The organism is Halomonas binhaiensis (assembly GCF_008329985.2).
GTDB lineage: Bacteria > Pseudomonadota > Gammaproteobacteria > Pseudomonadales > Halomonadaceae > Halomonas > Halomonas binhaiensis.
In genome coordinates, this window is record NZ_CP038437.2 from 1,970,036 (window position 1) to 1,990,577 (window position 20,542).

General features: G+C 58.3%; 19 protein-coding genes. 15 read left to right on the forward strand and 4 right to left on the reverse strand.

The genetic code is table 11. The annotated features are described in order from the left end of the window. Positions 1-144 precede the first annotated feature (144 nt). From E4T21_RS08560 to E4T21_RS08570, 3 genes are all read left to right on the forward strand, one after another. Positions 145-1,611 (forward strand): sodium-dependent transporter, encoded by a 1,467-nt coding sequence (locus E4T21_RS08560; protein WP_149284595.1) that lies wholly within the window; start codon positions 145-147, stop codon positions 1,609-1,611. A 242-nt stretch (positions 1,612-1,853) separates the two neighbouring features. Further along, on the forward strand, positions 1,854-2,708 hold the full coding sequence (gene cobA, locus E4T21_RS08565) for a uroporphyrinogen-III C-methyltransferase (protein WP_149284596.1): 855 nt from the start codon (positions 1,854-1,856) through the stop codon (positions 2,706-2,708). A gap of 238 nt (positions 2,709-2,946) precedes the next feature. Then, positions 2,947-3,363 (forward strand): septal ring lytic transglycosylase RlpA family protein, encoded by a 417-nt coding sequence (locus tag E4T21_RS08570; protein ID WP_420827731.1) that lies wholly within the window; start codon positions 2,947-2,949, stop codon positions 3,361-3,363. 211 nt (positions 3,364-3,574) lie between these two features. Here the strand turns inward: E4T21_RS08570 and E4T21_RS08575 are convergent, their stop codons facing one another. From E4T21_RS08575 to E4T21_RS08590, 4 genes are read right to left on the reverse strand one after another with little or no spacing between them, the layout of a single operon-like run. After that, complete coding sequence (locus E4T21_RS08575; RefSeq protein WP_149284597.1) at positions 3,575-4,657, reverse strand: ABC transporter substrate-binding protein; 1,083 nt, start codon at positions 4,655-4,657, stop codon at positions 3,575-3,577. After that, positions 4,654-6,096, reverse strand: coding sequence for a sensor histidine kinase (locus E4T21_RS08580; RefSeq protein WP_149284598.1), 1,443 nt, complete (start codon positions 6,094-6,096; stop codon positions 4,654-4,656). Before E4T21_RS08580 ends, E4T21_RS08575 begins: the two co-directional genes overlap by 4 nt. A gap of 32 nt (positions 6,097-6,128) precedes the next feature. Continuing rightward, positions 6,129-6,791, reverse strand: coding sequence for a response regulator transcription factor (locus tag E4T21_RS08585; protein WP_149284599.1), 663 nt, complete (start codon positions 6,789-6,791; stop codon positions 6,129-6,131). Further along, on the reverse strand, positions 6,788-7,387 hold the full coding sequence (locus tag E4T21_RS08590; protein ID WP_149284600.1) for a helix-turn-helix domain-containing protein: 600 nt from the start codon (positions 7,385-7,387) through the stop codon (positions 6,788-6,790). The genes E4T21_RS08585 and E4T21_RS08590 overlap by 4 nt, the downstream gene beginning before the upstream one ends. 483 nt (positions 7,388-7,870) lie before the next feature. Here E4T21_RS08590 and E4T21_RS08595 point away from each other — a divergent pair, with 483 nt between their 5' ends. The 12 genes from E4T21_RS08595 (at position 7,871) to ureC (ending at position 20,507) form a co-directional block, all read left to right on the forward strand. Continuing rightward, positions 7,871-8,875 (forward strand): Bug family tripartite tricarboxylate transporter substrate binding protein, encoded by a 1,005-nt coding sequence (locus E4T21_RS08595; RefSeq protein WP_149284601.1) that lies wholly within the window; start codon positions 7,871-7,873, stop codon positions 8,873-8,875. Then, entirely contained in the window at positions 8,872-9,327 is a 456-nt protein-coding gene (locus tag E4T21_RS08600; RefSeq protein ID WP_149284602.1) for a tripartite tricarboxylate transporter TctB family protein, read from the forward strand. Before E4T21_RS08595 ends, E4T21_RS08600 begins: the two co-directional genes overlap by 4 nt. Further along, entirely contained in the window at positions 9,327-10,844 is a 1,518-nt protein-coding gene (locus tag E4T21_RS08605) for a tripartite tricarboxylate transporter permease (RefSeq protein WP_149284603.1), read from the forward strand. Before E4T21_RS08600 ends, E4T21_RS08605 begins: the two co-directional genes overlap by 1 nt. Before the next feature lie 382 nt (positions 10,845-11,226). Then, the gene (gene urtA, locus E4T21_RS08610) at positions 11,227-12,537 is read left to right on the forward strand and encodes an urea ABC transporter substrate-binding protein (protein WP_187775136.1); all 1,311 of its coding nucleotides are present in this window, start codon (positions 11,227-11,229) and stop codon (positions 12,535-12,537) included. Between the two features lie 77 nt (positions 12,538-12,614). Beyond that, a complete protein-coding gene (gene urtB, locus E4T21_RS08615; protein ID WP_149284605.1) occupies positions 12,615-14,231 on the forward strand; it encodes an urea ABC transporter permease subunit UrtB in 1,617 nt (538 codons plus the stop codon). 3 nt (positions 14,232-14,234) lie between these two features. Beyond that, positions 14,235-15,365 (forward strand): urea ABC transporter permease subunit UrtC, encoded by a 1,131-nt coding sequence (urtC, locus tag E4T21_RS08620; protein ID WP_149284606.1) that lies wholly within the window; start codon positions 14,235-14,237, stop codon positions 15,363-15,365. After that, positions 15,362-16,195, forward strand: a complete 834-nt coding sequence (urtD, locus tag E4T21_RS08625; protein WP_149284607.1) for an urea ABC transporter ATP-binding protein UrtD — start codon at positions 15,362-15,364, stop codon at positions 16,193-16,195. The genes urtC and urtD overlap by 4 nt, the downstream gene beginning before the upstream one ends. After that, positions 16,195-16,887 (forward strand): urea ABC transporter ATP-binding subunit UrtE, encoded by a 693-nt coding sequence (urtE, locus tag E4T21_RS08630; protein WP_149284608.1) that lies wholly within the window; start codon positions 16,195-16,197, stop codon positions 16,885-16,887. Before urtD ends, urtE begins: the two co-directional genes overlap by 1 nt. A 208-nt stretch (positions 16,888-17,095) precedes the next feature. Next, complete coding sequence (locus tag E4T21_RS08635; protein ID WP_149284609.1) at positions 17,096-17,989, forward strand: urease accessory protein UreD; 894 nt, start codon at positions 17,096-17,098, stop codon at positions 17,987-17,989. Between the two features lie 53 nt (positions 17,990-18,042). Continuing rightward, positions 18,043-18,345, forward strand: a complete 303-nt coding sequence (gene ureA / locus E4T21_RS08640) for an urease subunit gamma (protein WP_149284610.1) — start codon at positions 18,043-18,045, stop codon at positions 18,343-18,345. 81 nt (positions 18,346-18,426) lie between these two features. Next, complete coding sequence (locus E4T21_RS08645; RefSeq protein ID WP_149284611.1) at positions 18,427-18,807, forward strand: urease subunit beta; 381 nt, start codon at positions 18,427-18,429, stop codon at positions 18,805-18,807. Continuing rightward, positions 18,804-20,507: an urease subunit alpha gene (ureC, locus tag E4T21_RS08650; RefSeq protein WP_149284612.1), complete on the forward strand. Its 1,704-nt coding sequence runs from the start codon at positions 18,804-18,806 to the stop codon at positions 20,505-20,507. Before E4T21_RS08645 ends, ureC begins: the two co-directional genes overlap by 4 nt. Positions 20,508-20,542 lie beyond the last annotated feature (35 nt).

A 20,542-nucleotide genomic window follows, 5' to 3' on the forward strand; every position in this document is an offset into this window, starting at 1 on the left:
CAGTGCCGCTCGAATCAGAACAATTTGTCACTGGCCTGCACAATGACAACAAATTCCGTCACAATAGTGGTCGGGGACGGTATCCCTTGTTCCCAACCATGCCGATAGGCGGGTCATAACAAGCAGAGCGATGTCTGGTGATTCATGACGACCAATGAACAACCCCGTACCCAATGGCTTGGCCGTTGGGGATTCGTGCTGGCTGCTACCGGTTCTGCGGTAGGGCTTGGCAATATCTGGAAATTTCCCTACATGACTGGTGAGTACGGAGGAGGGGCCTTCGTACTGGTTTATCTCGCCTGTATCCTGTGCATCGGCATGCCGGTGATGATGGCTGAAATAGCGCTGGGGCGTCGCGGTCGCGGAAGTCCCATTGATGCCATTCGTCGTGTCACTACGGAATCTGGCCGTAGTTCAGCCTGGTCGCTTTTAGGCTGGATGGCCATGGCCTGTGGCTTCATGATCCTGTGCTTCTACGTCGTGGTCGCAGGTTGGGCGTTTTCCTATCTGTGGAAGATGCTTTCCGGGGGCTTGGCAGGTACCAGTGTCGATGACATGGCCGCCATCTTCGGGGCCAACAATGCCAATCCCTTCAATCTTGGGGCATGGAGCACATTGGTCACGGTGGCCACCATGGTCATCGTCGGCAAGGGCGTGCAGGCAGGTATCGAAAGAAGTGTCAGCTGGATGATGCCTGGCATGGTGGTCATGCTGTTGATCATGATTGTCTATGGCATGTTTTCCGGCGGTTTTGGCGATGCGCTGCACTTCCTGTTTGCGTTCAATGCCTCGGACCTGTCCAGTGAAGGCACCCTGGCCGCAATGGGACATGCTTTCTTTACTCTGTCGTTGGCGTCAGGCGCAATTCTGACCTACGGCAGCTATCTGCCACGCAATGCATCCATCGGTCGTACCACCTTGGCTGTGGCGGCGGCAGATACGGCGGTCGCGTTGATGGCGGGGCTGGCCATCTTCCCGGTGATCTTTGCCAATGGCATGGAGCCGGGTAGCGGTCCCGGCCTGATCTTCATGAGCCTGCCCTTGGCCTTCCAGGCCATGCCCTTTGGGACGCTGTTCGGCATCCTGTTCTTCATCATGCTGGCCATGGCGGCGCTGACATCGTCCATTTCCATGGTCGAGGCCACGGTGTCCTGGTTGACGGACAACAAGGGAGTCAGCCGTCGGGCGGCTGCCTGGGGAACGGGTATCGTGTTGTGGATCATCAGCACGCTGGCCATGCTGTCGTTCAACCTGGGTGCGGACTGGACCGTGGCAGGCAAGAACTTCTTCGATTGGCTGGACTTCCTGACATCCCGTTTCATGATGCCATTGGGTGGCCTGGGCATGGTGCTGCTGGCTGGTTTCGTGCTGAAGAGCCAGGTCATGCGTGATGAGCTTGCGTTGTCACCTTTTGTCCATGGCCTGTGGCTGTTCATGGTTCGCTATGTCAGCCCGCTGGGGATCCTGGTGATCTTTGTCGATGCCCTGGGTTGGATCAGTCTTGATTTTAGCCTGCACTGGTATTGGCTGGCGCTGATCCTGATCGTCATTACCGTTATCGGTGAACTGGCAAGTCCGCGTTTGTGGCGGCTGGCTGGCTCCAAGGCTTGATGTCAGTCTGAAGTGAATTGCCTGGTTGTGAGATGCCCGGCCATGCATGAATAAAGCTTCTGCTGACCGTTAAATGCCGTGCCTTCGGGCACGGCATTTTTGTTGGCGAGATCCCGTCTCTGGAGAGGTCACTATTCGATGGGGAGGTTAAATGAGGAATAAGGATTCTAAGGTTTAATTCCTATGTGGCATAATTGGTAGTCTCATGCCATGCCTCATGCCCGCGTTTCCGGAGTTGTTTCATGATCACATCCCAGGCTTCCTCTCAAGTGCCGATGCCGCCTGCCAGTTCTTTTCCTCAGGGGCATGTCTGTCTGGTCGGGGCTGGCCCTGGAGACCCCGAACTGCTGACGCTGAAAGCCTGGAGGCGCTTGGCTCAAGCGGAAGTGGTGCTGCATGACCGCCTGGTCAGTGAAGAGATTCTGGCGTTGGTGTCGGATACGGCTCGCTGTCTCTATGTGGGCAAGGAGCGCTCGCATCACAGTGTGCCGCAGGATGGTATCAATCAGGCCCTGGTAGAGTGGGCCAGGCAGGGCAAGCGAGTGGTGCGCCTGAAGGGCGGGGATCCTTTTGTCTTCGGTCGTGGTGGGGAAGAGCTGGAAGCGCTGGTGGCAGCGGGAATTCCCGTGGAAGTGGTTCCAGGTATCACGGCGGCTGTTGGCTGCGGTGCCTATGCTGGTATTCCTCTGACGCACCGGGAGCATGCCCAGTCGGTGCGCTTCATTACCGGCCACCTCAAGGAAGGCAACTGCGATCTGGATTGGCCGACGCTGGCAAGTCCTGGCCAGACATTGGTTTTTTATATGGGGCTGGGCAGCCTGGCCATCATCAGTGAAGAACTGCGTCGCCATGGGCTGGCTGGCAGCACTCCTGTGGCATTGATCGAGCAAGGCACCACTCGGCGTCAGCACGTGCATGTTTCCACTTTATCTAATTTGCCCGAGCTCCAGGGACAGGATAATATTCGACCGCCCACATTAATCATCGTTGGCAGTGTTGTTTCGCTGCATAAAAAGTTGGCCTGGTTTGATCATGAGCAAGCTGGAAGCCGTGGGTGGGTGCACGGCAAGCATCCTTCGCCGTCCGAGCGCTCCTGATCCCGGCACCTTTGGAAGAACTGACTATACTGGCTGTGTTCGAGGCTGGTTTGCTGGCCCGTACATTTGCACATGAGAGCTAGGTGGCTGTTGCCTGCGTGGTCTATTGGCAACAGCACTCTGCTGTCAGCTTCTAGGTTGAAATCTTTTAAAGATGGACAGCTTTCTAGGCTGAAAGCGAGAGGAGTCAGTAGTTCTTCCTCGGATGTATCCCCATTGGGGCTTCATGAGGCTAAGGATGAGAAATGTCATCAGGTTGATGCGATCGGTACGCCCGACGCTAAGCGCTATGATCATGACCGCGGCACTTGCCGCTAGCGTTTTCCCTTCCGCCGCGATGGCGCACGGGGCCGACGACCAGGACGTAATTCAGCAGGGAACAGCTTCTTACTACGCAGACAGGTTCCAGGGGCGACGCACTGCCAGTGGTCAGCCATTCGACCAGCGGCAACTCACCGCTGCACATCGCTCTCTGCCATTCGGGACCAAAGTGTTGGTCACCCGAGCAGATACCGGGCAGTCGGTGGAAGTGACGATCAATGATCGTGGCCCGTTCGTGAAAGGCCGAGTGATCGATCTGTCGAAGAGTGCGGCAGATGAACTGGGAATGCTCTATCGTGGTACCGCGCCGGTGCGCCTGACATATCTGCCCTGAAATCGCTCGTCGAAGAGCAGGGACTACAGTAGTCAGACCCACCGGTACGATGAAGGAGGCGTACCACCCGCACATCACTTGGCAGAAGCCAGGGGATGGGCATGTGGAAATGCACTTCTCGAAATGTCTGTCGTGGTTATATCAATCCCCCAGGGCTTTACGGCCTTGGGGGATTGTTTTTGGATGCATGGAAGGCCTTATGGTGAAGGCTTTATGGGAATAGCGTCTGCGGCCCACTGAATTCGCGTTGCCATCGGCTCAGTAATGCGCGGCGCTTGAGATCGTCCAAGGTGGTCAGAAGCCCGGGGCCAAGCGGAGTTGGCCTGAGCCCCTCTGGTCTCAGGCGGTACAGTGCATTGGCGGTACCAGGTCCATCAAGCTCAGGATGCAGAGCGCCGAGATGCCCTTCCTTGGCCAATATGTCCTGACCATTGACGCTCAGCAGGTAGTCGAGGAAGTGTTTGGCGTTGATGGAGTGAGGTGCCTGACGAGGCACAAATGCCAAGCGCTGAATCACCAGGGCATAGTCGTTGGGTATTCGCCATTCCAGGTCGGGATCGGCGTCGATGTCCTGGCGAACATAACTGCCAAGCAAGTTGTAGCCGATCAGATAGCGGCCATCCTTGAGGCCTTCCATCATGGCTCCCGTTGTGTTGACCAGCGCCGCGTCGGCATGCCCGAGTGCTGCGATCAGATCCCAGTATTGAGGGGAGAGGCGAGACTCTTCAATGGCATAGGTGTAACCCGCCCCGCTGGCAACAGGGTCGTAGGTAACGACCTTCCCGCGTAGTTCATCTCCATGATGGCGCAGAAGATCAAGCAGATCGGCATGGCTATCAACGGGCCCATAGCGCTTGATGATGGCGCGGTTGACGACCATGATCACGGGCTCAAAGGTGAAGGCAAACAGTTCCTGGCGCCATTTGGCTTCTGCCGGCCAGCGCCGAGTGACAGGCGTATCCACCGCCTGGGCATAGCCATCGTTGGCCAGGCGATACTGCCAGGGCATGGCAGAAGAGATCATCAGGTCCGCTTCGTCGGGGGCCGCAAGAAAGCGCTCATCCAACTCCAGCGTGGCGAAGTTGCGATAGGTGATATCGTATTGGGGATTGCGCTGGTGGAAGTCTTCCAGCAAAGGTCTGACATAGGGCAGGTCCAGAGCGGCGTGAATCACCAGAGGAGCAACTGGCTCGCGTTCTGCCGGCAGGTGCAATTGCTCGAAAGCACTGGCTGTGAATGGCCAAGCCAGAGCAGTGATGATAGTAGCCATAAGGAACAACGAACGCAGCCTCATGATGTCCTCCTTGTGCCAGTGGACGGAGAGAAGTGCAGCTCCACCGACAACCCCGGAGGCTGAGCATCGCTGGCATCTTCCAGGACAAGCTGCGCACCGAGGCTTCTGGCAATGCCATCGACAATGGCCAGCCCGAGCCCCGAACCATCAACAGAGGGGAGGGAGGGGCCCTCAGCGGTTTTGGGACAAGAGCCCTCAGACAATACACTCCCTCGATGGAAAGGCCTCAACATCAATAAACGTTGTTCAGCCGGTATACCGGGGCCATCGTCTTTCACCCACAGCGTCGGTGGGCTGGCATTTACCCCTACGGTGACCTGCTGCGCACCATACCGGCATGCATTATCGATCAGGTTGGCCAGGACCTCGGCCAATTGCCAATCCTGCGCATCCACCATTACCGGGGTGTCCGGTGCCTCGAGCCCCAGGTCCACACCCTGACGCTGGCAACTTGGCCAGTGTTCCTTGACGGCCTCCCTGGCCACGTCGGTGAGATCGGTAGATACCAGTTCGGGTTGGTACTCCGGGTTGCCCAGGCGAGTCAGGGACAAGAGTTGCACCGCAAGTCGCGAGGCCTTCTGACTAGTGTCCTGCATGGCGAGCAAGGCCTCCCGCCAGGCTTCGGGATTATTCTGGCGCAGGGCCAGTTCGGCCCGAGCAGACAGCCCGGCCATGGGCGTTCGTAGCTGATGAGAGGCATCACCGATGAAGCGCTCCTGATTAGCCTTCACTCGGCGCATGCGGGCCAGCAGTTCGTTGAGTGTGTCACGCAGTTCGGCCAGTTCTCGCGGTAGGCTGAGTTCCAGCGGAGTGAGGGTGCGCGGGTCTCTGGCTCGAATGTGGCGGCGCAGTCGGGTCAGAGGGGCAAGTGCCAGGCGAATGGCTACCAGCAGCGCAACGATGGACAGGGCGGCGAGTGCCAGCAGGTAGGCCAGGCTCTGGCGAAACAGCTTCCAGGTCAAGGCGTCGCGTCCCTCGCGAGTGTGGGCGACACGAACCTCGTAGGCTTCGCGTACACTCCAGTTCTCCAGGCGCGCCTTGCGTACCCCCAGGCGCAGGGGCATGCCGTTCCATTCGATGTTGCGAAAGGCCAGGGGAGCATCTCCTGTGCCTGTCGTGCGTGCAATGCCGGGAAGATCTGCATTTCCGGTGACGACTTTCCCCTGAGCGTCCACCAGAGAATAAAATACTCGCTCATCATGTTGGGTGGCGAGCATTTCCAGAGCCGCAGGAGGCAGATCAAGCCATAAACGATTTTCCTGCCATTGCGTCTGTTCGGCGATAGCCAGGGTGGAGGCTTCCAGCAGTCGATCGAAGGCTCGGTCCGCCGTGCGATGAGCATCCAGCCAGGCTTGCCACAGCACTAAGGCACCCACCACCGCCATGGGTAGCAGCAGCCAGGTGAGCAAGCGCCGGTTAAGAGAGTCGGAGCCGAACATGAGCTTTCAAGTGTTCATTAGGTTTCAAATGTTCACGAAGTTTCAAGTACATAGCCCAGTCCTCTTACGGTTCGCAGGCTGATGTCATGCCCGGCAAGGCGCTTGCGCAGGCGGTGGATATACACCTCGATGGCATTGTCACCAACGGCATCATCATCGCCAAAGGCCTGCTCCACGAGTGTGGCCTTGTCTACCGGCTGGCCAGCATGGCGCATCAAGTAAGCGAGCAGGCGCTGTTCCCGGGGAGGAAGGGCGAGGGGCTCTGCATTCAGCGTGAAGCGTTGGGCCAGGCTATCGAACCCCAGGCTGCCAATGTTGAGCTGGGTCGTGGAGCCGCTGCGACGCAGCAGGGCTCGAATACGTGCCTCCAGTTCCTCTAGAGAGAACGGTTTGGCCAGATAATCGTCAGCCCCCAGGTCCAGTCCTTTGACTCGGTCTTCGATGGCCGCCCGGGCAGTCAAGATCAGGACGGGGGTATCGCGATCATGCTGACGCAGGACTTCCAGCACCTCTAGCCCTGTGCGGCCAGGCAGGTTGAGATCCAGAAGTATCAGTTGGAAGTGGTGGCCATTCTGCAGGGTGGCATAGGCCGCATCGCCATCACCCAGGTACTGCACCTGATGCCCACTATCTATGAGTGCGTCGCGCAAAGTGGATGCGAGTAGCGCATCGTCTTCCACCAGCAGAAGGTTCATGGCGCCTCTCCTTCCAGCCTTGCCGCCATTATCTCCAGGTGCTCTGCGAGCTGTTCGGCATCAAGACGTCCCGAAGGGCCCGACAAGGCCAGCCACAGCCGCGAATGGTGCGCTGAATGACTGGCCAATGCCAAGGGGCGGCAGATCATCAAGCCTCCATTCAATTGCTGGGCGGGAGAGGCATCGTCATTGAGTGGCCAGTGGCTGCCCGTGACAAGGTCGTGCCGCAGGCTGGTGTCGGGAAGGGCAGCCAGTTTGCACGAGACGGTATCTCCGACGACCTCCAACAGGCTGGCGGTTTCGCCGCATTGCCGGGCCAGGGCGGTCAGCACTGGCTGTACCCGGACCGCCAGGTCGCGACTGGGAGGGTGGCGCTGTGCCAAGCGCACCGGTGCGCTACCCAGCATCCAGCGACCGTCTTCGCCACGTTCGGTGTAATGGAAGCGTTCCAGGGAGGCCAGCAGACGCAACAGGGTACTTTTGTAATACCCCGTGGCCTGGGCCAATTCTGCCAGACTAAAACTTTCCTGTGCCGAGTCGAAAACATCAAGCACGGTGAGGGCGCGTTCGACGGCCTCTACGCGATCCTGTGCCATAGCCGTTTATCTCTGTGGTGCAAGTCATCCAAGCATGGGCTGCTTGGTCAAAGGGCTAAATCAAAATCCAAAGGCTGAATCAAGACCCAAAGACTAAGGTAAAGCCTAGGGCTCGCTGAAAGCAGACGGCTCTCATGAACCAAGTAACGCCATTCGGGTTGCATGAGGCGTTTGGTCCGGACTGTTCGTGCGAGCTGCTTCGGCACACATCGTAGCCTTCTGTACAGGTGCTGCTCGACAGGTGTTGCCGACAGGTGCTACTAGCATTCAACTTTGGTCGGAATTGTGCATTAACGCGTTGACCCGACCCAGGGTCGCCATTAGCTTTCCACTCTAAGGAACGATGTTCTGCCTTACAGAATTGTAAGGAAAGTGTCAGGTTCCAGCAAGCCTTAACTTATTTTGCTCCGTTTAAACCTGAAGATGTCACGTCATATGAGTTCTGACCGTGATACGACGCCAACTATAAAAGGGGATATCTCCATGGCACGCTCCAAGTACTCATTCAAGGTCATTGCGATTGCCGCACTGGCTGGCTCGGCAGCCCTTGCAAGCACCACCGTTCTGGCATTTGAGCCGAAAGGCAAGGTTGAGTGTATTGCTCCCTCCGACCCGGGTGGCGGCTGGGACTTCACTTGCCGTAGCGTTGGCACGGTGCTGGAGGAGCTGGACCTGGTTCCGCGCAGTGTGCAGACCGTGAACATGGCGGGTGCGGGTGGTGGCGTGGCATACGCGCATACTGTCAGCAAGCGCGCTGGTGATGAGCAGTTGTTGGTGGCGGCCTCTACCGCGACTACCACACGCCTGGCTCAGGGACAGTTTCCGGGCATGGATGCCGAAATGGTGAATTGGATCGGTGCTCTGGGGGCAGATTATGGCGTCATCGCAGTGTCGGCCGACAGTGATTACCAGACCCTCAATGACCTGATGGACGCCTTGAAGGAAGACCCGCGGGCCGTCAAGTTCGCAGGGGGGAGTGCCAAGGGCGGCTGGGATCACCTCAAGGTGCTGATTGCCGCTCAGGCTGCCGGTGTCGAGAACCTGCCGCGTATCCCGTACCTGTCCTACAACAACGGCGGCGAGGCCATGACGCAGGTGATCGGCCATCATGTCGATGCCTTCACCGGCGATATCACTGAGGCGCAGGGCTTCATGGAATCCGGTGACCTCAAGGTGCTGGCAGTACTGTCTGACGAGCGCCTGCCGGGTGAGTTTGCCGATATCCCTACGGCCAAGGAGCAAGGTATTGATGCCGTTGGTCCGAACTGGCGTGGTTTCTACATGCCGGCGGATATTTCGGACGAGGCCAAGGCTTATTGGACGGAATCTCTGGATAGTCTGTACGACAGCCAGCAATGGCAGGATCTGATGTCTGCCAATGGCCTGATGCCTTTCCACATGAGCGGTGATGAGTTCGACACCTACGTCAAGGAACAGATCGCCGAGATCAAGCAACTGTCTACCGATATCGGACTGATCCAGCAATGAATACCATCAACGACCGTATCTTCGGGGTCCTGATGATCGTCCTGGCCGTCGCGTACGGCTGGGGCGCTACCCAGTTTCCGGAGCCGTTCGGGGGCACTGAAGTGGTAGGCCCCAAGACGTTCCCTTATCTGTTGGCTGTAGTACTGGGCCTGTCGAGCCTGTATATGGTAGTGCGCCCCGATCCGGATAATGCCTGGCCGTGGAGCCGTACCGGTGTCGAGTTGATCATCGCACTGCTGGTACTGGTGCTGTACGCCGCGTTGCTGCAGCCGCTGGGCTTCATCATCAGCACCACCCTGGCCGTGGGCACGCTGTGCTGGCGCATGGGCGCACGTCCGCTCAATGCCTTCATCACCGGAGCGCTGGCCGGCGTGGTGGTGTTCTTCCTGTTCAACTTTGCGCTGGACCTGTCACTGCCGCTGGGTCTGCTGTCCTTCCTGGAGGTGGGTTGATGGAAATCTTCGGCTATCTGATCGATGGTTTCGGGGTCGCGTTATCCCCCGATAACCTGATGTTCGCGCTGCTGGGGGCTTTCCTCGGCACGCTGATCGGTGCCTTGCCCGGCCTGGGGCCGGCCAATGGTGTAGCGATCCTGATTCCGCTGGCGTTCTCCCTGGGCCTGCGTCCGGAAACAGCGTTGATCATGCTTACCTCGGTGTATGCCGGGGCCATGTATGGCGGGCGCATCTCGTCCATTCTGCTCAACATTCCCGGCGACGAGCCAGCGATGATGACCTGCCTGGATGGCTATCCCATGGCCCAGAAGGGCAAGGCCGCCGAGGCCCTGGCCATCTCCGCCATCGCCTCCTTCATCGGCAGCCTGATCGCTACCATCGGCCTGATCCTGCTGGCACCGATCCTGGCGGACTTCGCCCTGACCTTTGGTCCGGCGGAATACTTTGCCCTGTTCATGCTGGCCTTTGCCACCCTGGGCGGCATTACCGGCAAGAACCCGATGAAGACGGTGGTCGCGGCCTGTCTAGGTCTGATGATCTCGACCATGGGCATCGACAGCACCGGGGTGCAGCGTTACACCTTCAATGTGCTGGAGTTGTATGAAGGGATCGACTTCATCATCGCCATCGTCGGTCTATTCGCCATTTCCGAGCTGCTGTTCTTCATCGAGGACCGGGTCGGCAAGGGCAGGAAGACCATCGCGGTGAGCAAGCTCAAGCTGAGCTGGTCGGACATTCGCGGCATCTTGCCGTCCAGTCTGCGCGGCGGCGTGCTGGGTTTCATTGCTGGCGTGTTGCCGGGAGCCGGGGCCTCGCTGGGCAGCTTCATCAGCTACACCCTGGAGAAGAAGATCGTCGGCAAGAAGGGCCACTTCGGTGAAGGCGATCCGCGTGGCGTGGCGGCGCCGGAAGCCGGCAACAATGGGGCTTCCAGTGGGGCGCTGGTGCCCATGCTGACCCTCGGCGTGCCGGGCAGTGGCACCACAGCGGTGCTGCTGGCGTTGTTGATCTCGCTCAACATCACCCCGGGCCCGCTGATGTTCACCCAGCATGCGGATATCGTGTGGGGCGTGATTGCGGCGCTGCTGATCGGTAACTTCCTGCTGTTGCTGCTGAACATTCCGCTGGTGGGCATCTTCGTCAGACTGCTGTCGGTGCCGCCGATGTACCTGCTGCCGATTGTCACCATGGTGGCCTTCGTCGGTATCTATTCGATCAGCAACACCACCTTCGATCTGTACTTCATGGTCGCCTTCGGTGTCGCGGGCTACTTGCTGCGCAAGCTGGAAATCCCGCTGGTGCCGGTCATCCTCGGCCTGCTGCTGGGTCCGGAAATGGAGAAGAACCTGCGCCACGCCATGGACATTTCCGATGGTGACTGGATGGTGCTGTGGAGCAGCGGCCTGTCCATTGGGCTGTGGGCTTTCGCCATTGCCGGTCTGATCCTGCCGTATATCGTCGGGCCGATCCTGCGCCGGCGCATGGCATTGAAGACAGAAGTGACGGGCGATTGATTCCCGTGTGACTGATGCAGGGCTTGATGCCCTCGTCCGACACCTTTTGGGCACCTCGACGGTGCCCTTTTTTTGTGTCTTTCGCATGGGCTGCACCGGCGCGGTGCCAGGCATTTTGTTCATGCACGGTAATGAAGCGCTGCATGCTCACAAGTTCTCAGGAGAGAGCACGATTGGTGCAGCAAGGAGTTGCAGGAAGAACCGTTGGAAAGATAGGTATAAAGGCAGGTGTCAGGACAGCAGGAAGACGATTGGCATGACAGTTAGCAAGAAGTTGGCAGGACTCTTGCAGTGTGTAGAAGGCATAGAACATGCCTAGAGCATGTATAGAACATTTATAGAACAACAAGCCTCGCACACAACAACAATGCTGGAGAACACCATGTCACGCATTCCTCTGTCTCTCGTTCATGCTCTCAGCGTCACTGCCCTGACTCTGGGTAGCAGCGGATTTGCCCTGGCGCAGGATGATGGGCCGATCAAGGTCGGTATCCTGCATTCGCTTTCAGGCACCATGGCCATCAGCGAGTCGACGCTGAAAGACACCATGCTGATGCTCATCGAACAGCAGAACGAAGCGGGAGGATTGCTGGGACGAGAGCTTGAGCCTGTCGTTGTCGATCCGGCCTCCAACTGGCCGCTGTTTGCGGAGAAGGCCAGGGAATTGCTGGCTCAGGAAAAAGTGGATGTCATTTTTGGCAACTGGACGTCAGTGTCACGCAAGTCGGTATTGCCGGTCGTAGAAGAGCTCAATGGCTTGCTGTTCTATCCCGTCCAGTATGAAGGCGAAGAATCTTCCGAGAATGTCTTCTACACGGGGGCAGCGCCGAACCAGCAGGCAATTCCTGCGGTGGACTACCTGATGAATGAACTGGGCGTGGAACGCTGGGTATTGGCTGGCACTGACTATGTCTATCCGCGTACTACCAACAAGATTCTGCAGGCCTATCTCAAGTCCCATGGCGTCGCTGAAGACGACATCATGGTCAACTACACACCTTTTGGTCACTCCGACTGGCAGAACATCGTTGCCGAGATCAAGCAGTTCGGTAGCACAGGCAAGAAGACGGCGGTGGTCTCGACCATCAATGGCGATGCCAATGTACCGTTCTACCGGGAACTGGGTAACCAGGGTGTCGACGCGGCGGATATTCCCGTCGTGGCTTTTTCAGTGGGCGAGCAGGAGCTGTCGGGTATCGACACCGCGCCACTGGTCGGACACCTCGCGGCCTGGAACTACTTCATGAGCGTGGATGACGATGCCAACTATGACTTCATCGATGCCTGGTATGAGTTCACTGGTGACGACAACGCGGTGACCAACGATCCCATGGAAGCCCATTACATCGGCTTCAACATGTGGGCCGAAGCAGTGCGCAAGGCTGGCACCACAGAGCCGGATGCGATCAAGGAAGCGATTATCGGTGTCAGCGTACCCAATCTGAGTGGCGGCTACGCCACCATGATGCCCAACCACCATATCACCAAGCCTGTTCTGATTGGTGAGATTCAGGATGATGGCCAGTTTTCCGTTGTCTGGCAGACACCATCCTCCGTGGCAGGTGATGCCTGGTCCGATTATCTGGAAGGTTCCAAGGACCTGATCAGTGACTGGAGGAAGCCTCTGGAGTGCGGTAACTACAACGTGGTCAAGGGCTCCTGTGGTGGTGCTGAAGTCGCAACGGCCGAGTGAAGTTCGCCTACCACATGCCATGGGCGGGGGTGTCACCGGTGTTGAGACACCCCGCCTCACGTTGAAGGAAACTCTCGATGAGACGATTGTCTTGCGGTCGCAGGCTGTGCATTGGGCTGGCCATGATCTGCATGCTGCTGCTCGGCCAGGGCGTCAGCGCCGCTCCAGCCAGTGATGATCCTGGCGCTATGCTGCTCGAGAATCTGGCAGAGGCCAGTTTTCGCGACAAGGAAGCGGCTATCGACAGCATTGCGTCCAGCGGCGATGAACGCGCCCAACAATGGCTTGAAGCCTTTGCCGATGGACGGCTGCAACAGGTCAAGGACAGTGGGCAGTTTGTCATTGTTCTGGAAAGTAGAGGGCGTGAGTGGCCGATTGCCGACGCCTTGACACTGAAACCCATCGGCGAGATGTCGCGCCGTGATCTTTCCCGCATCAGGATCAACAATGCACTGCGCAGCCATCTCGATGGCATGCAGACGCTTCTCGACTTGAATGCCGAGGATGCCGAGCTACGCCTGAAGGCAGCCCGTGATCTGTTGGGCGAGGTTAGCCAGGATAGCCGCGAGGACATTGCCCGGCTTGCACAAGAGGAAGAGGATGCAGATGTTGCAGCAGCCTTGAATCAGGCCTTGGCCATCTATGCCCTGGGGCAGGGCAATGCCTCGGCCATCTCAACGCTTTCCGGCAGTTTGAATCCCAAGGTGCGTGCGGCGCTGGTACAGGCGTCCCGCAGCGAGGATGGCTATCTTGCTGAACGGGCTTCTCAGGCCTTGGCGGATATCGAACAGTTGCTGACGCTGAATCGTGCTGCTGAAACACTGTATTTTGGCCTGTCTCTGGGATCGGTGCTGGTACTGGCCGCCATTGGCCTGGCGATTACCTTTGGTGTCATGGGGGTAATCAACATGGCCCATGGCGAGTTGATCATGCTGGGAGCCTACACCACCTGGGCCATGCAGCAGCTGTTGCCGCATCAGCCTGGGGTTGCCTTGCTGCTGTCGATTCCTGCCGGCTTTCTGGTGGCTGCCCTGGTTGGCGTCGCTATCGAGCGTGGTGTCATTCAGTTCCTCAAGGGACGTCCTCTCGAGACACTGCTGGCTACCTTCGGTGTCAGTCTGATTCTTCAGCAACTGGTGCGTACGTTGGTCTCTCCACTCAATCGCAGCGTGGTGACGCCAGAGTGGATGAGTGGTTCGGTGATGATCAATGACGCGCTGTCGTTGACGTTGAACCGCCTATATGTGCTGGGCTTTGCGCTGGTGGTATTTGCGGCCTTGATGCTGGTGATGCGGCGTACTCGCCTGGGCCTGGAAGTGAGAGCAGTGACACAGAATCGTGCCATGGCTCGAGCCATGGGAATTCGTGCGACTCGAGTCGATATCCTGACGTTTGCCTTGGGCTCCGGCGTTGCCGGCCTGGCGGGTGTGGCGCTGTCGCAACTGACCAATGTGGGACCCAACCTGGGCCAGAACTACATCATCGATTCCTTCATGGTGGTGGTGTTCGGAGGTGTGGGTAATCTGTGGGGCACGCTGGTGGCGGGGCTGTCGCTTGGGGTCATCAATCAGGTGCTGGAGCCGTGGGCAGGCGCTGTGCTGGCCAAGATTCTGGTACTGGTGCTGATCATCCTGTTCATTCAGAAACGCCCGCGCGGAATGTTTCCGCAGAAGGGCCGTGCCGCAGAGGGCTGATGCATGTGGCTGACAAGACCTTTCAGTGAACGCTCGACGCTTGTCTTCATGGCGGTGCTGGTCGCTGCCATGGCGCTCGTGGTGGCGGCAAATCTTCTGATCCCGGCAGATCATCCACTGCATGTCTCGACTTATACCGTTACCTTGCTGGGCAAGTATCTTTGCTACGCCTTGCTGGCGGTGGCGGTGGATCTGGTGTGGGGCTATCTCGGCATCCTGAGTCTTGGCCATGGGGCTTTCTTTGCCCTGGGTGGCTATGCCATGGGCATGTACCTGATGCGCCAGATCGGTGATCGAGGCGTCTATGGAGACCCTGTTCTACCGGACTTCATGGTGTTCCTCGATTGGGACACATTGCCATGGTACTGGCAAGGCTTCGACATGGCGGGCTTCGCCTTCTTGATGGCGATGCTGGTGCCCGGTGTACTGGCCCTTGTCTTCGGTTTCCTGGCTTTTCGCTCACGGGTCACGGGGGTTTATCTATCGATCATCACCCAAGCGTTGACCTTCGCACTGATGCTGGCCTTCTTCCGCAATGAAATGGGCTTCGGCGGCAATAATGGCCTGACGGACTTCAAGGAGCTGTTGGGGTTCAATATTGCCGCCGACTCCACTCGTATAGGACTGTTCATCGCCTCTGGCCTTGCCTTGGGATTGGGCTACGTCCTGTGCCGGGCAATCGTTGCCAGCAAGTTGGGCCGGGTATGCGTGGCGGTGAGAGACGCTGAAGCCCGTACGCGCTTCCTTGGCTACCGGGTCGAGCGCTATCAACTGTTTGTGTTCGTGATATCGGCCATGTTGGCAGGGGTGGCGGGGGCGCTGTACGTGCCCCAGGTAGGCATCATCAATCCCAGCGAATTCTCCCCGTTGTTCTCTATTGAAGTCGTGATCTGGGTAGCCCTGGGAGGGCGTGCCACGCTGTACGGTGCAGTGATCGGAGCCCTGGTGGTGAATTATGCCAAGAGTGTCTTCACCGGGGTGATGCCGGAAGCCTGGCTGTTTGCCCTGGGGGCGCTCTTCATTCTGGTGACGGTATTGCTTCCCAGGGGGATTGCGGGGCTGCTCAGGCAGCGTCAGCGAGGTGATGAAGAGATGCAGGATGAGACTGCATTGACCAGGGAGGTCGGCGCATGAATTTTCTATCCCACCTTGCCGACCGAGAGCATGTCTTTGATTTTCTGATTCCAGAGGATTCTCCCGTCGATGTGCGCCATGGGCCGATCCTGTATCTCGAGGATGTGTCGGTCAGCTTCGATGGTTTCAAGGCAATCAACGCTCTCAATCTGACTATCGATGATGGCGAGTTGCGTTGCATCATCGGGCCTAATGGAGCTGGCAAGACCACCATGATGGACATCATCACCGGCAAGACTCGGCCCGATAGCGGAAGTGTCTGGTTCGGCAGCCGCCATGACCTGCTCAACATGGACGAACCACAGATAGCTCGCCTGGGCATCGGGCGCAAGTTCCAGAAACCTACGGTATTCGAAGCCCTCAGTGTATTCGAGAACCTTGAGCTGGCCATGGCCACGGACAAGCGCCTGTGGCCGACGTTGACGGCGAGGCTGACGGGGGAAACGCGCGATCGTATCGATGAAGTGCTCGACACCACCGGGCTCACTGCCTTGGCGCGGCGCGAGGCTGCCATTCTGTCCCATGGTCAGAAGCAGTGGCTGGAGATCGGCATGCTACTGATGCAGCGGCCGCGTCTGTTGCTGGTCGATGAACCTGTGGCCGGCATGACCGAGCAGGAAATGGAGCGCACCGCTGAGTTGCTGATGGGGCTCGCTGGCCGCCACTCGGTGGTGGTCGTCGAACATGACATGGGGTTCGTACGCTCCATCGCGCGTACGGTGACTGTGCTTCACCAGGGCAGTGTGCTGGCTGAAGGCAGCATGGACAAGGTGGCCAGTGACCCCAAAGTCATCGAGGTCTATTTGGGTGGCGAAGAGGAGGTGGCCTGATGCTGAGTATTCAGGGGCTGGACCAGTATTACGGTGAAAGTCATACCCTGTGGGACCTTGATCTGGACGTGCCGCGAGGTGCCTGCACCTGTGTATTGGGACGCAATGGTGTGGGCAAGACCACCCTGATGAAGGCAATCATGGGTGAGGTGCCGATACGTGGCGGGCAAATGCACTATGCCGGAGAAATGGATCTCGGAAGGCAGCGAATGGAGGCCCGTTCCCGCCTGGGAATCGGCTATGTGCCTCAGGGACGACAAATCTTTCCCTTGCTCAGCGTGGAAGAAAACCTGCGAACAGGTCTCGCTGCCAGTGGGCTCAAGACAATTCCTGAACGTATCTATGAGTTGTTTCCTGTACTCAAGGAAATGCGTCAACGCCGTGGCGGTGATCTATCGGGTGGGCAACAACAGCAACTGGCCATTGGGCGGGCGCTGGTGCTTGAGCCACGCCTGCTGATTCTCGATGAACCAGGAGAGGGCATTCAGCCCAATATCGTCGCCCAGATTGGCGAGGTGATCCGCCAGTTGATAGCCGATGATGGTCTGACTGTCCTGCTGGTGGAGCAGAAATTGCCCTTTGCACGAAAATATGCCGATTACTTCACCATTCTTGATCGCGGGCGCCGTGTGGCCAGCGGTGATATCGATGCCCTCGATGAGGCCATCATCAAGCGGTATCTGACGGTCTGAATCAGCTCTGCCTCAAAAAGGTGCATGTCGATTCGATATGCACCTTTTTTGTGAGAAAACAACATGTTGTATACAGGGTTGTATTGAGTTCTTGATTCTTAAGGTTTTGATAATAAAAGGTTTCATAGCCTGTCAGTTCAATTTGGTACAGCAGTTGCACCGTAATTGAGCAAATGAAATACCTTGGGTCGTGCATTAGGGGAGTCATATGACTGCGCAGCAACCACCTCAGCGTAGTGCCTGGTCATCGGGGCATCGTTTCGATGACCAGCGTTGCTGGGAGGCCCGCTTGCGCCTCGGCTTCCAGGAAGACGGCGGTGTGACCCGCCTGAGAGATGTGGATCATCACGGGCCCCTGCGTGTGCAGCGCCCCTTTTATCCCGAAGGTAACCATGGCCCTTGTCATGTCTACCTGCTGCACCCACCGGGTGGACTGGTCAGTGGCGACAGGCTGCATGTCGATGTTCGTGTGGAGCCAGGTGCCTCTGCGTTGCTCACCACCCCTGCAGCGAACAAGCTCTACCGCGCCGACAGCCATGGCGTGGCCTGGAAACAGCACACGCGCCTCAATATCGCCGATGCGGCCTTTGTTGAGTGGCTGCCTCAGGAAACCATTGCCTTTGACGGTTCTCGCGGCATTCAGGAAACGGAAGTGGTGCTGGAGAAAAGTGCCCGCTGTCTGGGCTGGGAAGTCCTGGCCCTGGGACGTCCTGCGAGCCAGATGCCATTTGTCAGTGGTCATCTAGAGCAACGCTTTCGTCTGACGCTGGATGGACGCCCATTGTGGCTGGAACGTCAGCCTCTGGATCCGTTGCATCGCCGCTTCCATGGTCGTTGGGGCCAGGGTGGACACCAGGTTCAGGCCACTCTGTGGGCCGCGGGGCTGGCCGATCCCTTGGCTGCGGTAGAGGAGATACGTCGGCAACTGGACAAGATGGCCTCTCCTGGCTGGGCGGTGACCCAGCGTCATGGCGTGTTGTTATTGCGCTACCTGGGAGACTCGCGCGCTCAGGCCTGGGGGCTGTGTGAGGCCGCCTGGGCAGCGCTGCGCCCGCTGTTCAACGGTCGCGAAGTGTGCCCACCACGCATCTGGCGAACCTGAAGCCTGCCACGAACGATCATTCATTTAACTGCATCTTGAAGGAGACGACAGCCATGGAGCTGACGCCAAGGGACAAAGACAAGCTGTTGCTGTTCACGGCTGGGTTGTTGGCAGAACGGCGCCGGGCCAAGGGGCTCAAGCTGAACTACCCGGAAGCGATAGCCCTGATCAGCTGCGAGATCATGGAGGGTGCACGGGAGGGGCGCTCGGTGGCAGAGATGATGGGGGCTGGTCGGCGCATCCTGTGTAGAGAGGACGTGATGGATGGTGTGGCGGAAATGGTGGATGAAGTGCAGGTCGAAGCCACTTTCCCTGATGGTACCAAGCTTGTCACCGTCCATAACCCGATCACCTGAGCCGTCGAATATTCCAAGCGTCTGTCATTTCAATCGTCTTCCACGTCAACAACTTGCCGTGTCAACAAGAAGGAAGTCGCGATGATTCCGGGTGAATACCAATTGAACAGCGACGACATTGAGTTGTGCAAGGGCCGTCCACGCCGAACCCTTGATGTCGCCAATACCGGCGACCGCCCGATTCAAGTCGGTTCCCACTACCATTTTGCCGAAACCAATCCAGCGCTGAGCTTCGATCGTGCGGCTGCGCTTGGTCACCGTCTGGATGTGCCAGCAGGAAGCGCTGTGCGCTTCGAGCCTGGGCAGACACGTGAAGTGGTCCTGGTGCCTTTCAGTGGGCGTCAGTACATCTATGGTTTCCGGGGAGAGGTCATGGGCAAGGTCTCGATTGCCGCAGACAGCGCCGGCAGTGCCGTGCAGGACCCGCTTTCCCGTTCGCCTGACCAGGGAGCTGAACAATGAAGATTTCACGTCAGGCCTATGCGGACATGTATGGTCCTACGGTTGGCGATCGGGTACGTCTCGGCGATACCGAGCTATGGATCGAAGTGGAGCAGGATGCCACCCATTATGGGGACGAGGTCAAGTTCGGCGGTGGCAAGGTCATCCGCGATGGCATGGGACAGAGTCAGCGTGCCGATGATGCTGTCATGGATACTGTCATCACCAATGCGTTGATTCTCGACTGGTGGGGCATCGTCAAAGCGGATGTAGGGCTTCAAGCCGGCCGCATTGCCGCTATTGGCAAAGCCGGTAATCCAGACACTCAGAGCGATGTGGACATCGTCATTGGACCAGGCACGGAAATTATCGCGGGAGAAGGCAAGATCCTCACCGCGGGTGCCCTGGATGCCCATGTGCATTTCATCTGTCCTCAACTCATCGATGAAGCCCTGGCCAGTGGCATTACCACCATGCTGGGTGGCGGAACGGGGCCGGCGACAGGCACCAATGCTACCACTTGTACACCAGGCGCCTGGCATATCCACCAGATGCTCAGGGCTGTCGATGAGATACCCATGAACATCGGTTTCCTGGGCAAGGGCAATGCCAGCCAGCCCGAAGGCCTTGAAGTCCAGCTCAAGGCGGGGGCCATGGGGATGAAACTCCATGAAGACTGGGGAACCACGCCAGCAGCCATTGATAACTGCCTGAGCGTGGCCGAGCGTTACGATGTACAGGTTGCGATTCATACCGATACGCTCAATGAAGCCGGGTTCGTCGAGGATACGCTGGCCGCTTTCAAGGAGCGTGCCATCCATACCTACCATACCGAGGGGGCAGGGGGCGGCCATGCGCCGGACATCATTACTGCCTGTTCGAAACCCTACGTGTTGCCATCCTCGACCAATCCGACACGGCCCTACACGGTCAATACCGTGGATGAGCATCTCGACATGCTGATGGTATGTCATCACCTCGACCCGAATATTCCTGAGGACGTGGCCTTCGCCGACTCGCGCATTCGCCGCGAGACCATCGCGGCCGAGGATATTCTCCAGGACCTGGGCGTGATCTCGATGATCTCCTCCGACTCCCAGGCCATGGGTCGTATCGGTGAAGTGATCTGCCGCACCTGGCAGACCGCACACAAGATGAAGATCCAGCGCGGCCTGCTTGCTGAAGATGCTGAACTGGGCGCCGACAATCTGCGTGCCAGGCGCTACGTGGCCAAGTACACGATCAATCCGGCCATCACTCATGGTATTGCCCATGAAGTGGGTTCGGTGGAGGTCGGGAAGCTGGCGGACCTGGTGTTGTGGGATCCGGCTTTCTTTGGTGTGAAGCCCGCGTTGGTGCTCAAGGGCGGCATGATTGCCATGGCGCCCATGGGCGATGCCAATGCCTCGATTCCAACGCCTCAGCCTGTCCATTACCGGCCGATGTTCGGCTCCCTGGGGCGAGCCGCCAGCGCTACCCGGGTGAGCTTCGTTTCCCAGGCTGCGCTGGATGCGGGTGTCGGCGATGAGCTGGGGCTCAATAGCCGCCTGGTGGCCTGTCGCAATACGCGTTCCGTGCGCAAGAGCGATATGAAACTCAACGATGCTTGCCCACAACTTGAAGTGGATCCCCAGACCTATGAGGTGAGATGCGACGGTGAACTGCTCAGCTGTGAGCCGCTTGCCGAGCTGCCATTGGCACAGCGCTATCACTTGTTCTAGGCGCGCTTCCATCCATCGGGGAAGGCCATACACAA